This window comes from Ralstonia pickettii, assembly GCF_001699815.1.
GTDB classification, from domain to species: Bacteria; Pseudomonadota; Gammaproteobacteria; order Burkholderiales; family Burkholderiaceae; genus Ralstonia; species Ralstonia thomasii.
On record NZ_MCGB01000074.1, the window covers coordinates 34,483 to 55,165 of the forward strand.

Below are 20,683 nucleotides of genomic sequence, written 5' to 3' on the forward strand. Positions count from 1 at the left end.
GCCTCCATCAGATACGGGACAGTCCACCAGCCCGCTGCTTTTGCGGACGGTCTTCCTTGCGCGGCGAGGGCCACAGGCCCGACGGGCGATACAGCATCACCACCACCATCGCCAGGCCGAACAGCAGCTGACGAAGCACTTCCGCTTCCACGATCACATGGCCGAACAGCTTGTTCTGCACCGGCTCGGCCAGCGCACGCAGCAGTTCCTGGAAACCGACCAGCAGAATGCCGCCCAGGATCACGCCCGGGATATGGCCCATGCCGCCCAGCACCACGATCGCCAGGATGTAGATCGACTCCCACAGCACGAACGATTCCGGCGACACGAAGCCCTGGAACGACGCGAACATCGCACCCGACACGCCACCGAACGACGCACCCATCGCAAAGGCGAGCAGCTTGATGTTGCGCGTGTTGATGCCCATCGCCTTGGCGGCGATTTCATCTTCACGCAGCGCCACCCATGCACGACCGATACGCGAGTTCTGCAACCGCAGGCACACGATGATGATGATCGCAGCCAGGATCACGAACAGGTAGTAGTACATGTAGACCGAGTCGAAGCGGATGCCGAAGAAATCATGGCGCTTCGAGAAGTCGAACCCGAAGATCTTGACCGGCTCGATCAGGTTGATGCCCTTCGGGCCGTTGGTGATGTTCACCGGACGGTCGAGGTTGTTCATGAAGATCCGGATGATTTCACCAAAGCCCAGCGTCACGATGGCGAGGTAGTCACCGCGCAGCTTCAGCACCGGCGTGCCCAGCAGAATGCCGAACAGCGCCGCCAGCCCGGCACCGAGCGGAATCACCCACCATACGATCAGGTGCAGCCCGTTGGGGAACAGGTTGTGGATCCACTCGAACTGATTGGACAGGTGCGGCGAACCCAGCAACGCCATCATGTAGGCACCCACCGCATAGAACGCGATGTAGCCCAGGTCGAGCAGGCCGGCAAAGCCCACCACGATGTTCAAGCCCAGGGCCAGCATGATGTACAGCAGTGCGAAGTCCAGCACGCGCACCCAGTAGTTGCCACCTGCGGCGCCCACGATGAACGGCGCGAAGATCGCAAGGATCAGGAAGCCGTACAACGCGGCGCGCGTCTTCATCGGCGCTTTGAAATTTTCTGTCATGGCGCTCCCCTTCTTATGCGCGGTCCGCAACGCGTTCGCCCATGATGCCGGACGGGCGGAACAGCAGCACGCCAATCAGCACGATGAATGCGAACACATCCTGGTAGTTCGAACCGAACACACCGCCTGTCAGATCACCGATATAACCGGCACCCAGAGCTTCGATCAGGCCCAGCAGCATGCCGCCAACCATGGCGCCTGCCAGGTTGCCGATGCCGCCCAGCACCGCGGCGGTAAACGCCTTCAGGCCGGGGATGAAGCCCATGTAGAAGTGAGCATTGCCGTAGTTGGTCGCCATCATCACGCCTGCAACCGCAGCCATGGCAGCACCAATCATGAAGGTGGCAGAGATCACGAAGTTCGGGTTGACGCCCATCAGGCCTGCCACACGCTGGTTCTCGGCGGTCGCGCGCATCGCGCGGCCGAGCTTGGTGCGGTTGACCAGCAGGATCAGCCCGACCATCACCAGGATCGACACCAGGATGATGACGATTTCCTTGCCCGTAATGGTTGCGCCCGTGGAGCCGATATCAATCGGGCTCGAAGGCAGCAGTTGCGGGAAGGTGAGCGGGTTGCGCGACCAGATCATCATCGCGAGTGTCTGCAGCACGATCGACACGCCGATGGCGGTGATCAGCGGCGCCAGGCGCGGCGCGTTGCGCAGCGGCCGGTAAGCGACACGTTCGATGGTGTAGGCCACGATGGCGCAGACCGGCATGGCAAACAGCAACGCGAACACCAGCGTGAGCCAGTCAGGCAGATTGGGGAAGTACTTCTGGAGGAAGTTGATGGCGGTCAGGGCAGACATTGCACCGACCATCAGAACATCGCCGTGGGCGAAGTTGATGATGCCGAGAATACCGTAGACCATGGTGTAGCCAAGTGCGATCAGCGCGTAAATGCTGCCGAGCACCAGACCGTTCACGATCTGCTGGATAAAGATATCCATGAGAACAGCTCCTGCTATGCCTTGCTTTGTTGTAGGCGACGGGATGACGTGCCCGCAAGGTATGCGATCAATCGGATGGGTAAGGTGAGGTTGCTGGTAAGCGGCCTGCCGACACGCCCATGGTGAGGGCCTTGTTTCATTGGCGAGGCTATAAAAAACGGCACCGCAGGGGTAGTCGCGGTGCCGTTTTTAGGGCGGATAACCCTTCGATTACATCTTCACAACGTCAAGAACACTCTTCTTCTTGTCCTTGTAGTTGTACAGGGTGATGGAACCTTGCTTCAGGTCACCCTTGTCGTCGAACGCGATGTTGCCGATCACGCCGTTGTAGTTGGTTGCCGGCATGGCAGCCAGGATCTTGGCAGCGTCGGTCGAGTTGGCACGCTTCATCGCGTCGATGATCACGTTGACGGCGTCATACGTGAACGGTGCGTAGATCTGCACCGGCGTGTTGAAGCGCGCTTGGTACTTCTTCTCGAAGTCCGCGCCCTTTTCCATCTTCGACAGTGCCAGGCCTGCTTCCGAGCAGACGATGTTGTCGATCGCGTCGCCAGCCAGTTCGGCCACCTTGTCGGTACACACGCCGTCGCCGCCAACGATCTTGGCCGTGATGCCCAGTTCCTTGGCTTGCTTGGCGAACGGACCGCCGGTGGCGTCCATGCCACCGTACATGATCACGTCCGGCTTCTTGCCCTTGATCTTGGTCAGAATGGCCTTGAAGTCGGTGGCCTTGTCGTTGGTCGCCTCGCGCGCCACGACGTTCACGCCGTCGGCCTTCGCGGTTTTCTCGAACTCGTCAGCCAGGCCCTTACCGTAGGCGGTGGCATCGTCAACAATTGCCACGGTCTTGGCGCCCAGGGTCTTGGCGGCGTAGTTCGCCAGTGCCGGGCCTTGCTGCGCGTCGGTGGCCACCACGCGGTAGGTCGTCTTGAAGCCTTGCTTGGTGTAGTCGGGGTTCGTCGACGACGGCGAGATCTGCACGATGCCCGCATCGCTGTAGATCTTCGAGGCCGGGATCGAAACGCCCGAGTTCAGGTGGCCGACGACGGCAACAACGTGCTCGTCAACCAGCTTCTGCGCCACGGCGGTGCCCGTCTTCGGGTCGCCTGCATCGTCTTCACCGACCAGTTCCAGCTTGATCTTCTTGCCGTCGATGGTCAGGCCTTCCTTGTTGGCTTCTTCAACGGCCAGACGTGCACCGTTTTCGTTGTCTTTGCCAAGGTGAGCAATACCGCCCGTGAGCGGAGCCGCGTGACCAATCTTGACGACGGTCTCGCCGCCGGCAGCCGCCGCCGGAGCCGACGTTGCTGCAGGTGCAGCAGCTTGGTTTGCGGGCTTTTCCTCGTTCTTACCGCAAGCTGCTACGAGTGCCACGGCAGCCGCAAGCGGCAGAACTTTGGCAAACTTAATTTGCATGAGTGATCTCCTAGATCTCGCAAGAGCAAGAAGAGCGTCCTGCCTCCCGGCCGCTCCCCCCGCGCCGATTGTTTCAATTTGAAACGCGCGAATTGTATCCCCTTTTATTGCGGATGCAATACGCGTCGCAACAACGATTTTTACTGTAACTACGCCGCTTTACGGGCTTTCCCCAATGCCCAAACAGGCGTCATTTCGCGCAGGCATTCGCGAACGGCGCATAGGCTAATCAAGAAGCGTGCCAGAGTAGGGGAAACCCCCTATTCATGCGGCTTGGCGGGCAATTGCCACGGCAAATCAAGGCTTCGCCGGTATTGACGAGGTTTTTGCGACGCACAAAACAATACGGCCACTCCCGGAGAAGTGGCCGTCGATTCCTCAAAAGCGCTTTATGCACCGCATTAGGGCGCACCGTTTTTGTGCGCTTTTAAGTGGGCATTTACATAAAGGGATTCAATTGATTTGAAGCCCCCTCGGAAGGGGGAAAGACATGTTTTCCTGAATACCGTCGAGCGGGCGCACGGTGCGTGCGCCCAGCGCCTTGAGCCGATCGACAATCGATTGCGCCAGCTCTTCGGGTGCCGACGCCCCCGCGGTCAGGCCCACGCGGCGCTTGCCAGCCACCCATTCGGGGCGCACCTGTTCAGGTGTATCCACCATATAGGCAGGTACGCCCAGCTTTTCGGCCAGTTCACGCAGGCGGTTCGAGTTCGAGCTGTTCGGGCTGCCGACCACGATCACCACTTCCACCTGCGGCGCCATGAACTTCACGGCGTCCTGGCGATTCTGCGTCGCGTAGCAGATGTCCTGCTTCTTGGGCTCGTGCACGGCCGGAAAGCGCGCTTTGATGGCCGCCACGATCTCCTGGGTCTCATCCACCGACAGCGTGGTCTGCGTCACGTAGGCCAGACGCGTCGAGTCTTTCACCTCGAGATGCGCAACGTCATCGACGGACTCAACCAGCAGCATGCCGTCGTTGGCCTGCCCCATGGTGCCTTCCACCTCGGGATGGCCCTTGTGCCCGATCATGATGATCTCGAAACCCTGCGCACGCATCTTCGAGACTTCCACGTGCACCTTGGTCACCAGCGGGCAGGTCGCATCGAACACGCGCAGGCCGCGCGCTTCCGCCGCCTCACGCACCGCCCGTGACACGCCGTGCGCACTGAAGATGACTGTGCCACCCACTGGCACATCGTCGAGTTCCTGCACGAACACCGCGCCCTTGTTGCGCAGATCGCCAACCACATAAGCGTTGTGCACGATCTCGTGACGAACGTAAATCGGCGCGCCAAACAACTCCAGCGCGCGCTCGACGATCTCGATGGCACGATCCACGCCGGCGCAGAAGCCGCGCGGCTGCGCCAGCAAGACCTCGGCGTCGGCCTGGGTGACAGGATCAATGGGATCGAGCGGGGCGTTCACAGCGTTGCTCATATCAGAGGATGCCGATCAGCTGGACTTCAAACACGATCGTCTGACCGGCCAGCGGGTGGTTGAAGTCAAACAATGCCGAGGTCTCGCCCACTTCCTTGAGCACACCGGCATATTTGCCGCCGCTCGGCGCATTGAACTCAACCAGGTCGCCCGGCTGGTAATCCTCTTCGAACGAGGAGTTCTCCCGCAGCGTGGCCAGCGACACGCGCTGCAGCAGTTCCGGATTGCGTGGGCCGAACGCATGCTCCGGTGCCAGCCGGAACGTCGTGCGCTCGCCCTCGCGCATACCAAGCAGCGCCTGCTCCAGCGTGGGCGCCATCTGGCCCTGGCCGAGCAGCAGCGTGGCCGGTTTGTCGTCGAAGGTGGTAACGATGTCGGTGTCGTTTTCCAGCGCGATGCGGTAGTGCAGCGTCAGAAAGGAATCCGGGCCAACCACCTTGCCTGTGCCGCTTGGCGTCGCCGCGGACGCCTCGTTCACCAAATTTTGCACGCTCAACCTGCTTGACCAAAAAGTAACCCGTTATTGTACGTCAGCCCTCCGCGCTGCCGCAGGCGCGACGCGCGCCGCACTCCCGCTGGCAGGGCCTTTCCTCCGCGCATCCCAACCCTATGGCAATCGTCGACTGGCCCGCCCACGAGCGGCCGCGTGAAAAACTGCTCGCCCACGGCCCCGCTGCGCTCTCCGATGCGGAGCTGCTGGCCATCTTCCTGCGCGTGGGCGTGCCAGGCAAAAGCGCCGTCGACCTCGCCCGCGAACTGCTCGCGCACTTCGGGTCCCTCGCGCGGCTGTGTCATGCCTCTCAACAGGAGTTCTCGTCGATCAACGGCATGGGCCCCGCCAAATACGCACAACTGCACGCGCTGCTGGAAGTTGCCCGGCGTGCACTGAAAGAAGACTTCACGCAGGGTCAGACCTTTGAATCCGCACAAAGCGTGAAGGATTTCTTGCGCCTGACACTCGGCCACCGCCCGCATGAAGTGTTCGCCTGTTTCTTTCTAGATGTACGGCACCGGCTGATCGCTTGGGAAGAACTCTTCCGCGGCACGCTGACCGAAGCCCGCGTCTACCCGCGCGAGATCGCGAAGCGCGCGCTACATCACAATGCAGCCGCCGTGATCCTGGCCCACAACCACCCCACCGGCAACACTGAACCCAGCGAATCCGACGTCATCCTGACCCGCGAACTGTGCCGCGCGCTGGCAATGCTCGACGTGATCGTCCTGGATCACATGATCGTCGGCCGCAACCACGTCTACGGCTTTCTCGAACACGGCAAAATGTAGTGCCGATGCCGCATCGCACGGGGCCCAACGGCAATCCATCGATCTCGTTGATTTGTCAGCGGTTTTGTGTGTATAATCCGCGTTTCGCTGAAGTCCCACCTCTACAGTGGCGCTGCGCTTGGTTTTGGTCCCAGCGCCCGGTCGCAAACTGTAGCCAACGAATTTAGTTAGGAGTGCTCCATGGCACGCGTCTGTCAAGTGACCGGGAAAGCGCCGATGGTCGGCAATAACGTTTCCCACGCAAACAACAAGACCAAGCGCCGTTTTCTGCCGAACCTGCAGAATCGCCGCTTTTGGGTCGAATCCGAAAACCGCTGGGTCAGCCTGCGCGTCTCGAACGCTGGTCTGCGCCTGATCGATAAAAAAGGCATCGACGAAGTGCTCGTGGACCTGCGCGCACGCGGCGAAGTCTAATTAGGAGTTAAACATGGCCAGCAAAGGCGGACGCGACAAGATCAAGCTGGAATCGACCGCAGGTACGGGTCATTTCTACACGACCACCAAGAACAAGCGCACCAAGCCGGAAAAGATGGAGATCATGAAGTTCGATCCCGTCGCCCGCAAGCACGTCGCTTACAAGGAAACCAAGATCAAGTAATCCTCGCGGATTGCGTATCTTGTTTCCGTCGGCATGACCGACAGCAAAAACCCGCTTTCAAGCGGGTTTTTTGTTGCCTGCGGTTTGGCGCATGCTGCGGTGTACACTGCTCCTCTTTCCGATTGACACGCGACTGTGTTATTTACCAGTTGCGTCTGAACCGCGTTCCGCGTCTTCCATGAATTTCGATGTTGCCGTTGTTGGCAGCGGCTTGGCGGGCCTGACCGTCGCCCTGCACCTAGCCGATCACCGCCGCGTGGTCGTCATCAGCAAACGCAGCCTGCCGGAAGGCGCCAGCGATTGGGCGCAGGGCGGCATTGCCGCCGTGCTCGATTCGGGCGACAGCCATGACGAACACGTCGACGACACGCTCATCGCTGGCGCAGGACTGTGCGATGAAGCGGCTACCCGCTACATCGTCGAGAACGGGCGCTCGGCCATTGAATGGCTGATCAGCCATGGCGTGCCTTTCACGCGCGATGAGCAGGCCGAACTCGGCTTCCACCTGACACGCGAAGGCGGCCATCGCCATCGACGCATCATCCACGCAGCCGATGCCACCGGCCATGCCGTCGTCACGACGCTGGTTGAGAAGGTACGCAACCACCCGAACATCACGCTGCTGGAAGACCACTTCGCGATCGACCTGATTACCGATGCGAAGCTGGGTCGGCCGGGCATGCGTTGCCATGGCCTCTACGCGCTCGACATTGCATCGGGCCATGTCAAGACGATTACCGCGAGCCAAACCGTGATGGCCACGGGCGGTGCGGGTAAGGTCTATCTCTACACGACGAATCCGGACACGGCCAGCGGCGACGGTATTGCCATGGCGTGGCGAGCGGGCTGCCGCGTGGCGAACATGGAGTTCATCCAGTTCCACCCCACGTGCCTGTACCACCCGTTCGCGAAGTCCTTCCTGATTACCGAGGCCGTGCGCGGTGAAGGCGGCAAGCTGATCCTGCCCGACGGCACGCGTTTCATGCCCGCGCACGACGATCGCGCAGAACTGGCTCCGCGCGATATCGTCGCCCGCGCGATCGACTTCGAGATGAAGAAGCGTGGGCTGGACTGCGTCTATCTGGACATCAGCCATCAGAGCCCGGCGTTCCTCAAGGAACATTTCCCGACCATCATGGCGCGCTGCCTGGAGCTGGGCATCGACATCACGCGCCAACCGATTCCGGTCGTGCCGGCGGCGCACTACACGTGCGGCGGTGTGGTCACAGACCACCTCGGGCGCACGGATATCGCCGGCCTGTACGCCGTTGGCGAGACTGCTTACACCGGCCTGCACGGCGCCAACCGGCTGGCGAGCAATTCGCTGCTGGAATGCATGGTGATCGGGCGTGGCGCGGCGGAAGACATCCTGGCGCAGCCGCCCTCGAACCCGACCTCGGTGCAGATTCCCGCGTGGGATGAGAGCCGCGTGACCGATCCCGATGAGGAAGTCGTCGTCTCGCACAACTGGGACGAACTGCGTCGCATGATGTGGAACTACGTCGGCATCGTGCGCACGAACAAGCGGCTGGAGCGGGCGCAGCACCGCATTGCGCTGTTGCGCGAAGAGATTACGGAGTACTACGCCAACTTCCGCGTGAGCCACGATCTGCTCGAGCTGCGCAACCTCGTCGAGGCCGCCTCGCTGATCGTCGACAGTGCGCTGTCACGGCATGAGAGCCGCGGCCTGCATTTCTCGCGCGACTACCCCGAAACGCTACCCAAGGCACTGCCGACGGTCATGCAGCCGACCCATCGGCAGATCGCCCGGAAACGCTGAGGCTTAGCCTTAGTCGACGATCCGCAAAGAGAAGTCGGTTGCGCGCACGTCCTTCGTGAGCGCGCCGACGGAGATTCGGTCCACGCCGGTCTCGGCAAAGGTGCGGATCGTCTCGATGTTTACGCCGCCGGACACCTCGAGCAGCGCCCTGCCCGCCGTTACGCGCACAGCCTCGCGCATCGCGGGCGGTTCGAAGTTGTCGAGCAGCACGGACGTGGCACCTGCCGCCAGTGCTTCATCCAGCTGCGCGAGCGTTTCCACCTCAACCTGAATCGTCACGCCTGCGTTCAGCGCCTGCGCCGCACGCAGGGCCGCTGTCACGCCACCTGCCGCAGCGATGTGGTTTTCCTTGATCAGGATGCCGTCGTACAAGGCTAAGCGCTGATTCTCGCCGCCACCGATCCGCACGGCGTACTTCTGCGCCAGGCGCAGGCCCGGCAGCGTCTTACGTGTGTCGAGCACGCGGGCGCGCGTGCCTTCGACGGCTGCGGCGTAACGCGAAGTCGCCGTCGCCACACCGGACAGCAACTGCAGGAAGTTCAGCGACGGGCGCTCAGCCGTCAACAGCGAACGCGCCGGGCCCTCGATCTCGCACACCACGGAATCGGGCGCCATGCGATCGCCTTCGTGCTGACGCCACGTGACCCGCAGCGTCGGGTCAACGGCGCGCATGCACGCATCGAACCAGGGTGTGCCGCAGAGCACGGCGTGCTCACGCACGATCACGCGCGCGCGCGCAAGGCGATCGGCGGGGATCAGCAAGCCAGTGCGGTCGCCCGTGCCAACGTCCTCGGCAATGGCTGCGGCCACATTCGCGGACAACGCCTCGCGCAGTGCCGGGCCAAAGCCATCGAAAATTGCCTCAGCCGCAGGGGCGAGACGCGTCGTGTTCATCTGTGTTGCCGTCATGCCGGGCCGATTCCTTGAAAGAGTTGTGCGTTCGCGGCCAGGTCGCCTTGCGGGCGAACCGTGGCTTTCTCGCGCGCGGCAAAGTCCAGCATGCGATCGATGCAGACCACGGCTTGCCGCCCGATGGCCGGATCGACGTGGATCTCGTTGCGACCGGTTTCCAGCACCTCGGCCAGATTGGTCAGCGCGTTCATCGCCATCCAGGGGCAATGCGCGCAGCTCTTGCAGGTGGCAGCGTTGCCGGCGGTCGGCGCCTCGATGAAGCGCTTGCCCGGGGCGGCCATGCGCATCTTGTGCAGGATGCCGTTGTCGGTCGCGACAATAAATTCCTGCGCCGACAATGACTGCGCTGCGGCAATCAGCTGCGAAGTCGAACCCACGACATCGGCCTGGGCCACGACCGATTCCGGCGATTCCGGATGCACGAGAATCTTCGCGTTCGGGTGCTCGGCACGCAGCAGGTCAAGCTCCACGCCCTTGAATTCGTCGTGCACCAAGCACGAGCCCTGCCACATCAGCATGTCGGCGCCGGTCTGCTTCTGAATGTAGCTGCCGAGATGGCGATCGGGTGCCCACAGGATCTTCTTTCCCTGCGCGTGCAGGTGCTGCACGATCTTCAGGCCGATGGAAGACGTCACCATCCAGTCCGCGCGCGCCTTCACGGCGGCGCTGGTATTGGCATAGACGACCACGGTGCGATCCGGATGCGCGTCGCAGAAGGCGGCGAACTCATCCGGCGGGCAACCCAGATCCAACGAGCAGGTCGCATCCAGATCAGGCATCAGCACGGTCTTTTCAGGACTCAGAATCTTGGCGGTCTCGCCCATGAAGCGCACGCCCGCCACGATCAATGTCTTAGCCGAATGGTCGCGGCCAAAGCGCGCCATCTCCAGCGAATCGGACACGCAGCCACCGGTCTCCTCGGCCAGATCCTGAAGGTCGGCGTCAACGTAGTAGTGCGCGACCAGCACGGCCTCGCGTTCCTTGAGCAGGCGCTTGATGCGGGCCTTCAGTTCGTCGCGTTCCTCACGCGACAGCACCGGCGGCACCTTGGCCCAGGCGTGAGCCACGCAACTGGCGCCGGATTGCGCCTCGGAAAGCATATCCGGGCGCTCGAATTCAACCGTCTTGATGTGGGTTTCCATGGTGGTCTCCGCGTCCATTCGCGCTGTGAAAGCGCCAAGAAGCTGGCGCGGCAATGAAACGGACGGCGTGTGAGGAGGACTGGCACCGCGATACATTGTCGCGGCTTGCTAAAAATGTAAGTTGTGGCAGTTTACCCAAAAGAAAAGCCCCGCTGCGGAGCGGGGCTTCACCTATGAAACAAGAAACTCAGGCGTAACGGCGCAGGCGCACAGCAAATTCCTGCAGCGCGTGGATACCGCTTTCCTCAGCACGCTTGCACCACTCTTGCAGCTGATACAGCAGTTGCTCACGCGTGGCGTTCGATCGGCCCCACAGGGCGCCAAGCTCACGGCGCATCTCAACGAAGGTGTGCAGCGCCGAATGGTCCGACACGATTTGGGAGAGCTGCTCGCGCTGCGGCGCGCCCAGTTTCGTCTCGTCGCGGTGGAACCACTTGCGGGCCGGCTTGAGTGCGCGGTACTCGACAGCGCGCGAGTCCTTCAGCTTGGCCAGCTCCTGGCGGTAGGCCGCCTTGACGGTCTTCGCGTAGCGGGCCATCACGTCGTAGCGGTTGGCGATGATGGCTTCCAGCGTGTTCTGGTCGACCGGCTTCACGTCGCCAAAACGGGCCTTGGGCGCCACTTTCTTGACTTTCGCCAAACCGACGATTTCCAGCGCGCGGATGTAGCCCCAGCCGATATCGAACTCGTACCACTTGACCGAAAACTTGGCCGACGTAGCGTACGTGTGGTGGTTGTTGTGCAGTTCTTCGCCGCCGATGATGATGCCCCACGGCGACACGTTGGTCGAAGCGTCTTCGCAGTCGAAGTTGCGGTAGCCCCAGAAGTGGCCCAAACCATTGATGATGCCGGCAGCGTGGATCGGAATCCACAGCATCTGCACCGCCCACACCGTGAGGCCCAGCGCGCCGAACATCAGCACGTCCAGGATCAGCATCAAACCGACGCCCTGCCACGTGAACTTCGAATACACGTTCTTCTCGACCCAATCGTCTGGCGTACCGTGGCCGAACTTCTGGATCGTTTCCTTGTTCTTGGCCTCAGCGCGATACAGCTCCGCGCCTTCCATCAGCACCTTGCGGATGCCTCGGGTCTGCGGGCTGTGCGGATCCTCTTCGGTTTCGCACTTGGCGTGGTGCTTACGGTGAATGGCGGTCCATTCCTTGGTGACCATGCCCGTGGTTAGCCACAGCCAGAAACGGAAGAAGTGTCCGGCGATGGGATGCACGTCCAGCGCACGGTGCGCCTGGCAGCGGTGCAGAAAAATCGTGACGCTGGCGATCGTGATGTGCGTCATCACCAGCGTGAAAATCAGGATCTGCCACCAGGCCCAATCCAGGGTGCCGTTGGCAAGGAAAGTCAGAAAGGAGTCGATCAAAGTGTTCTCCGTGGTCAACTCGGGTGATCAAAGCAGCCTTTGGTCCATCAATCGATCCGGACGTTGCTGCCTCTTAAGGCCATCCACTGTCGCAGCGTTACGACAATGGGGTCGTGTTGGCGGGGATTCGGGTGTTGACACCCGGCTTGCGCGTCACATCGGCGAGCTTTCCGACCGCCGTTTATATGACCTCCGCCCCAGCGCAATACAAGGTATTCGCGGCGTCTTGTCGCAAGTGCGATGCCTTTGCGACGGGGCCGTCAATTCCTACGTGGGATCATCCAACATTTTAACCGAATACCCCCTCGATTCCATGGGGGAAAACCGCTGGTTTGACCTCAGGCAAGTGGGCACCGTTCCGCCCGCAGGTGTGCTAAGTCGGCAGGGGTGCGCTGGAAGAGGCCGCCACATCACCCGAAGTGCCTGAAGCGCCCTGCAAGGCCAGCGAGCCCAGGACACGCACTTCGCGTTGTGGGTACGGAATCTCGATGCCAGCCTCCTTGAAGCGACGATAGATGGCGCGGTTCAGGTCGGACTGCACGCCCAGCTTGCCATTGTGCGGATCGGCGATCCACACGCCAAGTTCGTACTCGATACCGCTGTCGGCGAACAGAGCCATGAAAGCGGCGGGCGCCGGCTCGGGCAGAACACGCGGGATGCCCTCGGCGCATTGCACCAGTAGCGCCAGCACGGCTTCGGGGTCGGCGGCATACGATGCCTGCACGCGCACCGCCACGCGCACGGTGCCGCGCTCGTTATGGTTTTGCACGGCCTGCGCGACCATCAGTTCGTTCGGAACCAGCGTATCGCCGTCGCCATTGCGCACCACGGTATAGCGGGTGCGGATCTGCGTGACGATGCCGGTGTACGTGCTGACGGTAATCTGATCGCCCAGCTTGAGTGAGCGCTCGAGCAGGATGATGAAGCCCGAGACGTAATTGCTGGCGATCTTCTGCAAGCCGAAGCCCAGGCCAACGCCCAGCGCGCCGCCAAACACCGACAGCACCGTCAGGTCGATGCCAACCAGCGACAGGCTCAGCAGCAACGACACCAGCAGCAGCACCGCCTTGGTCACGCGCGATAGCACCACCTTCAGGTTGGCATCAATCGCGGAAGCACGCGTGATGCGGCTATCCAGCCACGAGCCGAACCACATCGCCACGAGCACGGTGACGAGAATCCAGACCACGCCCATCAGCATGGCGGCAAGGCTCACCTTCTGCTTGCCGCCCAGCGCAAAGCGAATGCCGTCAAGATAGTCCACCACATCGCCCAGCACACCCAGCACGTAGAGCACCATGCCCATCCACATGAGCGTGGTCAGCACGCGCTCGGCGACGACCAGCATGCCGTGCAGTTCGCCGTTGGCCGACAGCACGCGACGCAGCACGTAGAAGCCGAGATAGAGGATCGCCAGGCCAAACAGCGGCACCGCAGCCAGCCGGAACACGCTGATCGGCATGGTGCCGATCAGGGCGTAGCGCGCGCCCACCACCAGCAGCCAGCCGATCAGCGGGAACATCGCCCGCTCCAGGCTCGACCAGGCAAAACGCAGGGCGAACGTGTCGTTCACATGGGCCGTGTGCAAGCGCCGCGAAATCGGCCGCGCTATCAGCCAGGCGGCCGCGAGCACCAGCAGCAGCACACCCAGCTGCCAGATAAAGCGAGGGCCACCCAGATCGAAGACAATGTCGTCGATCATGTGGCCCAGCGCGATGTGGTTCAGGTTCAGCGGCAATCCGTTCATTGGGCGGCCGGTTGTTGGGCTCGATAGGGCAACGCGTCACCCGCATGCTTCTGCCAGTTGGCGGCATAGCGCTGGGCGAGATCGGCGTCGCCGCGCACGATCAGTACGTTCTCGGCATTGCCGCGCTGCGCGGTCTGCGTGAAATTGAAGCTGCCGGTGACCAGCACCGGATGCGCGCCGCGCGGGTCGATCACGATGACCTTGTTGTGCGCATTTTTATAGCGCACCTCCAGCCAGACTGGGATGCCCGCATTGGCGACCTCGGGCACGCGGCTGCCGCCGGAGCGCGTCATCTGCTCGCGATCGGCCAGCACGCGCACATCAACGCCACGCTGATGCGCCGCCAGCAGCGCACGCGTAATCGCCTTGTTCGACAGCAGATACGCCTGCACCAGCACCTGCTCGCGCGCCTGGTCAATGGCATCGGCCAACAACCCTTCGATGTCGTCATCCGGCGTAAACGCTGCCTGCACCGTGCCCTTGGCCGGCTGCACCGGCGGCGCGCTGCGGGCCAGTGCGACACCACCTGCAGCAAACGCCAGCCATGCGGCCAGCAGCCACCCCAAGCGGCGCACCATCATGCGCGGCGCTCCAGCACGGCCGCGAAGAAGCCGTCGGTCTGATGTGTGTGTGGATACAGCTCCAGGTAAGGCCCCATTTCCAGCGCGATCTTCTGCGCGGCCAGCACCTCACCGGCGGGCACGAGCACGAAATCTTCATGCGCGGCCAGGAACTGCTCAACCACCTGCTGGTTCTCGCGCGCCAGCACGCTGCAGGTCGCGTAGACGAGGCGACCGCCCGGCTTCAGCAGCCGCGCCGCCGATGTCAGGATCGACAACTGCTTGGCCGACATTTCTTCCACGGCCTGTGCGGACTGGCGCCACTTCAGGTCCGGATTGCGGCGCAGCGTGCCCAAGCCGCTGCACGGCGCGTCGACCAACACACGATCGATCTTGCCCGCCAGGCGCTTGACCTTGGCATCGTGCTCGCTGTCGATGCGACCGGGATGCACGTTGGACAAACCGCTGCGCGCCAGGCGCGGGCCCAGGTTCGACAAGCGCTTTTCCGATACGTCGAAGGCATACAGGCGCCCGGTCGAGCGCATCGCCGCGCCGATCGCCAGGGTCTTGCCACCGGCGCCGGCGCAGAAATCGACCACCATCTCGCCGCGCTTGGGTGCCAGCAATTGGCACAGCAGTTGGCTGCCCTCGTCCTGCACCTCGACCGTGCCGTTGGTGAAGATATCGAGCTTGTTCAACGCCGGCTTGCCGGCCAGGCGAATGCCCACCGGCGAGAGCGGCGCTGCACTGCCTTCAATACCGGCTTCGGCAAGCGTGGCGAGTACGGCGTCGCGTTCGCCCTTGAGCGTGTTCACGCGCAAGTCCAGCGGCGCCGGCGTGAGCCATGCTTGCGCCAGTGCTTCGGTGAACTCCGCACCGTGCTGGGCAACTAGCGCATCGAAGAGCCAGTCGGGCAGGTTGGCGCGCACGCGGGCCGCCAGCGCGGCGCGGTCACGGTTTTCCCAGCGATCCAGCCATTCGGCTTCTACGGGGTTCAGGAACGGGGCAATGGCCTCACGCCCGGCGGTCTGCAGCAAGCCCAGCAGCACCAGGCGACGACGCGCCGGGCCCGTGCCGCTCTCGGCAAACTGGCCGAATTCCACCTTGCGGCGCAGCACGGCAAACGCCGCTTCGGCGATGATGCCGCGCTCGCGGTGGCCAAGTTCGTGGTGCTCACGGAAATACTGGCTGACCACCATGTCGGCGGGAGCCGCAAAGTGCAGCAGGCGCGCAAGCACCTTGTCCAGGTGTTCCAGGTGGCTGCCATGCACGCCCGTGCGGGGGCGCGGCGCGCTGCGGGGTGCAGGCTTGCCCTGCGGGGCCCGATACCAGCCGCCACCACCCGAACCCGCGCGCTTGTTGCCCGACCCGCCGCCGCTTCCATTGCCGCCCGAACGCTGACGATTCTGGCTCATGCTGCCTCCCGGGCGTTGACGCCAATGACAAGCTGCGATTCATCCGGCGAGACGCGCACCACACCGTGTTCGACCGACAACCGCCCTTCCACGAACCAGCGCACGGCACGCGGGTAAATCGTGTGCTCCTGTGCCAGCAGCCGCCCGGCCAGCGAGTCAGGCGTGTCGCCTTGACGCACGTCGATGATGGCCTGCAGCACGATCGGGCCGTGATCCAGGTCGGCGGTGACGAAATGTACAGTCGCGCCATGCACCTTCACGCCCATGGCCAGCGCGGCCTCGTGCGTGTGCAACCCGGGGAAGCACGGCAGCAGCGACGGATGAATGTTCAGCATGCGGCCGGCGTAGCGCTTTACAAAGCCGGGCGTGAGGATGCGCATGAAACCGGCCAGCACCACCAGATCCGGCGAAAAGCCGTCGATCACCTGCGCCAGGGCGGCATCGAAGCTGTCGCGATCGGGGAAAGCCTTGTGGTCGACCACCGCGGTGGCAATGCCGTGCGAAGCGGCAAATTTAAGTCCTGCCGCATCGGGCCGATTAGAAATGACGGCGGCAATGCGTCCCGACCAACCTTCGGCCTGACAGGCGCGGACAATGGCTTCCATATTGGAGCCGCGTCCGGAAATGAGAATGACGATGTTTTTCATCGCGGCATTTTATCAAGTGCGCCGCCGTTCCCCGAGAAAATCGGGTGTGACGGCTGCAAGGCCATGCCGCGGGCGCTTTTGCAGTCACCGTGGCATTTTGCCGACGGGTGCCGGCAAAAACCTTGTCGCACCCGCAAAAGGAAGGGGCAACCGTTGGCGTGCATTGGCGCGCTCTGATAATCTCAGCACCATAAATGTCCGCGCTCCCGAGGGGTCGGGTGTGCAGCCCGCGATGATTCGACGCAAATCAAACGTCCGTTCATCCTGCGCTGCAACATCGTGCGGGCGATACCGTGACGGTCGATCGGCTCAGGGTGATAAACCCGGCCAGTCGGCCATCGCCCGCGCCGGGTCGACACGCGTACAACAACAAGAGGGCTCTGCCCTCACCGGGGAATAAGAATGACGAGCTCGCTGCGTAGCCTGCTGGTGGTCGACGACCACCCTCTCGCCTTGTCTGGCACGACCACGTTTCTTGCACACGCCTTGCCTGAAGTTCAGGTGCACGCGGCCATTGGCCGGCGCCAGGCGCTTGCGCTGGTTGAAGAAGGCGTCCGGCCTGACGTCGTGCTGCTCGATGTATGGCTGTCCGATTGCACCGGCTTCGATGCCATGCGTGAACTGCGCGGCAAACTGCCGGAAGCGCGCTTTGCCTTCATGTCGGCGGAAAACACGCCGGAAATCGTCGCCAAGGCCCAAGCGCTGGGCGCCATCGGCTTCATCGGCAAGCATGCCGATGCCCATGCGTTCTCCAAGGCAGTGGCCGGCATCTTTGGCGGCGATGCGTCCTTCCCGTCGGAAGACGATATGGGCGGCATCAATGGCAAGGGCGGCGCTTCGCACGGCATCCCCATCACGCCGGCCGAACTGGGACTGACGCCGCGTCAGGGCTCGGTGCTCGCGCTGCTGCTCGAAGGTCTGCCGAACAAGTCGATCGCACGTCAGCTGGGCCTGACGGAAAACACCGTCAAAGAGCATGTCTCGGCGATTTTGCAGCGGCTGGGCGTGCGCACGCGCATCCAGATCATTTCGCGCATGGAGCGTTTTCGCCTGACGGGCGCGGCCTGAACTGAGCGTCTGGCCTCTTCAATCCGGCGCCGCCATCGACGGCGCCGTTTTACATTCCCATCCGTATCAGTAGGCCACCTGCGGCTCGGCTGAGCGGCCGCGCAGCCAGCGCTTGAGCAGCACGCGCAGCATGTTCGGGTCCATGGGCTTGGCCAGTAGCAGATAGCCGGCTTCTTCGGCACGCGCCAGGGCGGCGGAATTGCGATCGCCGGTCAGCAGCACGGCGTGGGCATCCGGATGACTAACCTGCCAGCGTTCGAGAAGTTGCAGGCCGTCTTCCTCCCCGGGCAGGCGCAAGTCGCAGAAGATGATCTGCGGACGGATGCCGCGCGCCAGCAGTTGCTCGGCTGAGCGGCCATCGGCGGCACTGTGGACTTCCACGCCCCACGCTTCGAGCAGCGCGTGCCAGGCCTTGCGGATCTGCGGGTCGTCGTCCACGACCAGTACCACGCCGGAGAATCGCGGCTGATCGAGCACGGCGCGCTTTTGCTCGGCGCGCGGCTGCGTGGCCAGCGGCGCCTTGATCTCGGCGGGCACCGGCCGCAGCGCCATCCAAAACATCGAGCCGCGCCCCGGCACCGAGCGCACGCCGAACGTGCCGCGCAGCAGACGCACGCATTCCTTGTAGATCGACAGGCCCAAACCCAAGCCCTGGCTCGGATCGCGTTCTGGGTTTTCGACCTGGTAGTAGGTCGAGAAAATGTCTTTCTGATGCTCAGGCGCGATGCCGATACCGGTATCCCACACCTCGATCCGCAAATGCTTCTGGCGCACGCGCAGCGCCACCATCACGCCACCGCGCTCGGTGTAGCGCAGCGCGTTCTGCAGCAGGTTGAACAGCGCCCGGCGCAGCAGCACCGGCTCGGCCATCCCGTACACCGGCAGCGGCGGAATGCGCGCCGCGAGCGTCAGGCCCTTGGCGCGGGCATCCGGCATGAATTGCTGGACCACCTCGGTGATCACCTCGCCCAGATCCACCGGCTCCAGTGTCGGCGAGGTCTTGCGGCTCTCCAGCTTGGACAGGTCCAGCAGCGAGCGGAACAGCAGGTCGATGGTCGCGGCGCCCGAGGCGAGTTGTTCCACCAATGGCGCCAAGGATTCCGACTGATTGCGCGCCCGCAACGCCTCCACCAGCAGCACAATTGCATGCACCGGCTGACGCAAATCGTGGCTGGCCGCGGCCAGGAAGCGCGATTTTTCTTCCGATGCCGACAATGCGCGCTGCTTTTCATCCTGATAGCGGCGCGCGAGCTGGCGGCTCTCGTTCTCCAACTGGATTTCGCGCACCAGCGTGTTGTGGATGTTCACGGCATGCCGGGTCAGCAGCGCCGCAAAGAACAGCAGCACGCCGCGCAAATACAGCCCGTGCCCCGGAAACGCCTGCTCGGCCAGCAAAAAGTGCGGCGCCAGGATGCCCGTTCCGAGGATCAGGAGGCTCGACGGCACCGGCGCTTGCGACAACACCGCCGCCGCCGCCACACCGATGATCACGATCATCAGCAGGCTGCTGAACTCCAGCGACGGCGACATCAGATACAGCCCCGCCGAGCAGCCCCACGCCACCCCGCCCACCGCCGACATGACGTGCATGCCCGTCCACCACTTGCGGGTGTGCGCGGCCAGCGTCATGCGGGTCAGGTCGTAGCGATAGCCGAAATAGAAGCGCAGGCCCGACGCCGTCAGGCACAGCATGATCAGGCACCAGCCCAATAGCCCCGGCCGGTTGGAGGCATCCCAGAACGCGGCGACCGTCAAGGCAGGCAGGACGACCGAGGCGGCGATCCCCATGGGCGCCCCGCGATGCACGGCGGCGAGCAGCTTGGCTCGGGCATCCAGTTCAAGCGGCGCGCGGCTGGCAAGCCCGAACTTGGCGAAAAAAAGGCGCAGCGAGGCGTTCAAGGGGGATGTAGGGAAGAAACTGGATACCGGATTGTGCCGCAAGCATGAACCGCGCGGGCGCACCGTTCGGACGATTGTGCAACACCCCGACACCAATCCGCGTGCGCGCCGGGGATGGGGCAATCCCTTATATAATGTGCGTTTTGCTGGATTTTGGCGCCTGCCACGTCAATCCGGCACAAGAACGCACTTCTCCCTTCCTCGACCACCGACGCTTCTCGTGAAAGTCTTTCGCGGCCTGCCCAACGCCGAAAGTCGCGCGCCCTGCGCGTTGACCATCGGCAACTTCGACGGCGTGCACCGCGGGCACCAGTCTCTGCTGGCCCGCGCACGCGCGGCGGCCGATGCACGCGGATTGCCGCTCACGGTGATGACGTTCGAGCCGCATCCGCGCGAATTCTTCATGCCGGACCGCGCGCCCACCCGCATCGCCCTGCTGCGCGACAAGCTGGAAAGCCTGCGCCGCCAGGGCGTCGACCGCGTGGTCGTGGAGCATTTCAACGCGCATTTCGCCGGGCAGACGCCCGACGAGTTCGTGCGCAATGTTTTGGTGGATGGCCTGCACACGCGCTGGCTGCTGGTGGGCGATGATTTCCGCTTCGGCGCCAAGCGCGCCGGCGATTTCGCTTATCTCCAGGCCGCTGGTGCCCAGTTCGGCTTCGAAGTCGAGCAGATGGGCTCGGTGTCGGAGTCCGGCGTGCGCATCTCCAGTTCCGCCGTGCGCGAGGCGCTGGCCGCCGGTGACCTGGAACATGCCCGCCGCCTGCTCGGTCACGGTTATGCCATCAGCGGGCACGTGGTGCACGGGCAAAAGCTCGGCCGCTCGCTCGGCTTCCCGACGCTGAATCTGCGCATCTCGCACCGCAGGCCGGCGGTGGCCGGCATCTTTGTCGTGCAGGTGCACGGGCTGGCCGAAAAACCGCTGCCGGCCGTCGCCAGCATTGGCGTACGCCCGACGGTGGACGACTCCGGCCGCGTGCTGCTGGAAGTGCATATCTTCGATTACCAGGCCAATGTCTACGGCAAGCTTGTCCGCGTGGAATTCATGAAGAAGCTGCGCGACGAGGCTCGCTACGATTCGCTCGATGCGCTCAAGGACGCCATCGCGCAGGACTGTGTTCATGCGCGGCAGTTCTTCGGCCTGCCTGTTCCGCCGGCCGGCGAGTCTCCAACGCTTCGGCGCGACTTCGCCACCTCCGCCACCGACCGAATTCAGTAGGCGGCCGACACGTTCGCCGCCCAGAAGCCACACGCTGCGCACGCGCGTCCTGCACTGTCAGCCGCGCCTGCACCCACCCGAATTGCCCGAATCTGCC

The 20,683-nt window shown here is 63.2% G+C and carries 19 protein-coding genes; 6 read left to right on the plus strand and 13 right to left on the minus strand.

Annotation, left to right across the window (positions count from 1 at the left end):
• Positions 1-7 precede the first annotated feature (7 nt).
• The 5 genes from BEK68_RS15130 to BEK68_RS15150 all read right to left on the minus strand — a co-directional run bounded on the left by BEK68_RS15130 (position 8) and on the right by BEK68_RS15150 (position 5,427).
• Positions 8-1,135, minus strand: coding sequence for an ABC transporter permease subunit (locus tag BEK68_RS15130; RefSeq protein ID WP_004632011.1), 1,128 nt, complete (start codon positions 1,133-1,135; stop codon positions 8-10).
• Between the two features lie 13 nt (positions 1,136-1,148).
• A complete protein-coding gene (locus BEK68_RS15135) occupies positions 1,149-2,084 on the minus strand; it encodes a branched-chain amino acid ABC transporter permease (protein ID WP_012436246.1) in 936 nt (311 codons plus the stop codon).
• Positions 2,085-2,294: 210 nt separating this feature from the next.
• Positions 2,295-3,500, minus strand: coding sequence for a branched-chain amino acid ABC transporter substrate-binding protein (locus tag BEK68_RS15140; protein ID WP_004632007.1), 1,206 nt, complete (start codon positions 3,498-3,500; stop codon positions 2,295-2,297).
• 453 nt (positions 3,501-3,953) lie between these two features.
• Entirely contained in the window at positions 3,954-4,937 is a 984-nt protein-coding gene (ispH, locus tag BEK68_RS15145) for a 4-hydroxy-3-methylbut-2-enyl diphosphate reductase (RefSeq protein ID WP_012436247.1), read from the minus strand.
• 1 nt (position 4,938) lies between these two features.
• Positions 4,939-5,427 carry an FKBP-type peptidyl-prolyl cis-trans isomerase gene (locus tag BEK68_RS15150; RefSeq protein ID WP_004632003.1) on the minus strand — a complete coding sequence of 163 codons (489 nt, stop codon included), beginning with the start codon at positions 5,425-5,427 and terminating at the stop codon, positions 4,939-4,941.
• Between the two features lie 119 nt (positions 5,428-5,546).
• Between BEK68_RS15150 and radC the strand changes: the two genes are divergently transcribed.
• The 4 genes from radC (at position 5,547) to nadB (ending at position 8,599) form a co-directional block, all read left to right on the plus strand.
• On the plus strand, positions 5,547-6,221 hold the full coding sequence (gene radC / locus BEK68_RS15155; RefSeq protein ID WP_004632001.1) for a RadC family protein: 675 nt from the start codon (positions 5,547-5,549) through the stop codon (positions 6,219-6,221).
• Positions 6,222-6,401: 180 nt separating this feature from the next.
• Positions 6,402-6,635, plus strand: coding sequence for a 50S ribosomal protein L28 (rpmB, locus tag BEK68_RS15160; protein ID WP_004631999.1), 234 nt, complete (start codon positions 6,402-6,404; stop codon positions 6,633-6,635).
• A gap of 13 nt (positions 6,636-6,648) precedes the next feature.
• Entirely contained in the window at positions 6,649-6,819 is a 171-nt protein-coding gene (gene rpmG / locus BEK68_RS15165) for a 50S ribosomal protein L33 (protein WP_003262397.1), read from the plus strand.
• A gap of 178 nt (positions 6,820-6,997) precedes the next feature.
• Positions 6,998-8,599: an L-aspartate oxidase gene (gene nadB, locus BEK68_RS15170; RefSeq protein ID WP_012436248.1), complete on the plus strand. Its 1,602-nt coding sequence runs from the start codon at positions 6,998-7,000 to the stop codon at positions 8,597-8,599.
• A gap of 9 nt (positions 8,600-8,608) precedes the next feature.
• Here the strand turns inward: nadB and nadC are convergent, their stop codons facing one another.
• From nadC to purN, 7 genes are all read right to left on the minus strand, one after another.
• Entirely contained in the window at positions 8,609-9,508 is a 900-nt protein-coding gene (nadC, locus tag BEK68_RS15175; RefSeq protein WP_004631991.1) for a carboxylating nicotinate-nucleotide diphosphorylase, read from the minus strand.
• The gene (gene nadA, locus BEK68_RS15180; protein WP_012436249.1) at positions 9,505-10,653 is read right to left on the minus strand and encodes a quinolinate synthase NadA; all 1,149 of its coding nucleotides are present in this window, start codon (positions 10,651-10,653) and stop codon (positions 9,505-9,507) included. Before nadA ends, nadC begins: the two co-directional genes overlap by 4 nt.
• A 187-nt stretch (positions 10,654-10,840) precedes the next feature.
• Entirely contained in the window at positions 10,841-12,031 is a 1,191-nt protein-coding gene (locus BEK68_RS15185) for a DesA family fatty acid desaturase (RefSeq protein ID WP_004631987.1), read from the minus strand.
• A 373-nt stretch (positions 12,032-12,404) separates the two neighbouring features.
• Positions 12,405-13,778 (minus strand): mechanosensitive ion channel family protein, encoded by a 1,374-nt coding sequence (locus tag BEK68_RS15190; RefSeq protein WP_012436250.1) that lies wholly within the window; start codon positions 13,776-13,778, stop codon positions 12,405-12,407.
• Positions 13,775-14,359 (minus strand): phospholipase D family protein, encoded by a 585-nt coding sequence (locus BEK68_RS15195; protein ID WP_004631983.1) that lies wholly within the window; start codon positions 14,357-14,359, stop codon positions 13,775-13,777. The genes BEK68_RS15190 and BEK68_RS15195 overlap by 4 nt, the downstream gene beginning before the upstream one ends.
• Positions 14,356-15,753: an RsmB/NOP family class I SAM-dependent RNA methyltransferase gene (locus BEK68_RS15200; RefSeq protein WP_012436251.1), complete on the minus strand. Its 1,398-nt coding sequence runs from the start codon at positions 15,751-15,753 to the stop codon at positions 14,356-14,358. Before BEK68_RS15200 ends, BEK68_RS15195 begins: the two co-directional genes overlap by 4 nt.
• Entirely contained in the window at positions 15,750-16,400 is a 651-nt protein-coding gene (purN, locus tag BEK68_RS15205; protein ID WP_012436252.1) for a phosphoribosylglycinamide formyltransferase, read from the minus strand. Before purN ends, BEK68_RS15200 begins: the two co-directional genes overlap by 4 nt.
• 402 nt (positions 16,401-16,802) lie before the next feature.
• On the opposite strand from purN, the gene BEK68_RS15210 reads away from it, so the two are divergent.
• Positions 16,803-17,468: a response regulator transcription factor gene (locus BEK68_RS15210; protein WP_004631976.1), complete on the plus strand. Its 666-nt coding sequence runs from the start codon at positions 16,803-16,805 to the stop codon at positions 17,466-17,468.
• A 66-nt stretch (positions 17,469-17,534) separates the two neighbouring features.
• Here BEK68_RS15210 and BEK68_RS15215 read toward each other — a convergent pair whose 3' ends face one another.
• A complete protein-coding gene (locus BEK68_RS15215; protein WP_012762697.1) occupies positions 17,535-19,367 on the minus strand; it encodes an ATP-binding response regulator in 1,833 nt (610 codons plus the stop codon).
• A 220-nt stretch (positions 19,368-19,587) separates the two neighbouring features.
• Between BEK68_RS15215 and BEK68_RS15220 the strand changes: the two genes are divergently transcribed.
• The gene (locus tag BEK68_RS15220; protein ID WP_012436254.1) at positions 19,588-20,586 is read left to right on the plus strand and encodes a bifunctional riboflavin kinase/FAD synthetase; all 999 of its coding nucleotides are present in this window, start codon (positions 19,588-19,590) and stop codon (positions 20,584-20,586) included.
• Positions 20,587-20,683 lie beyond the last annotated feature (97 nt).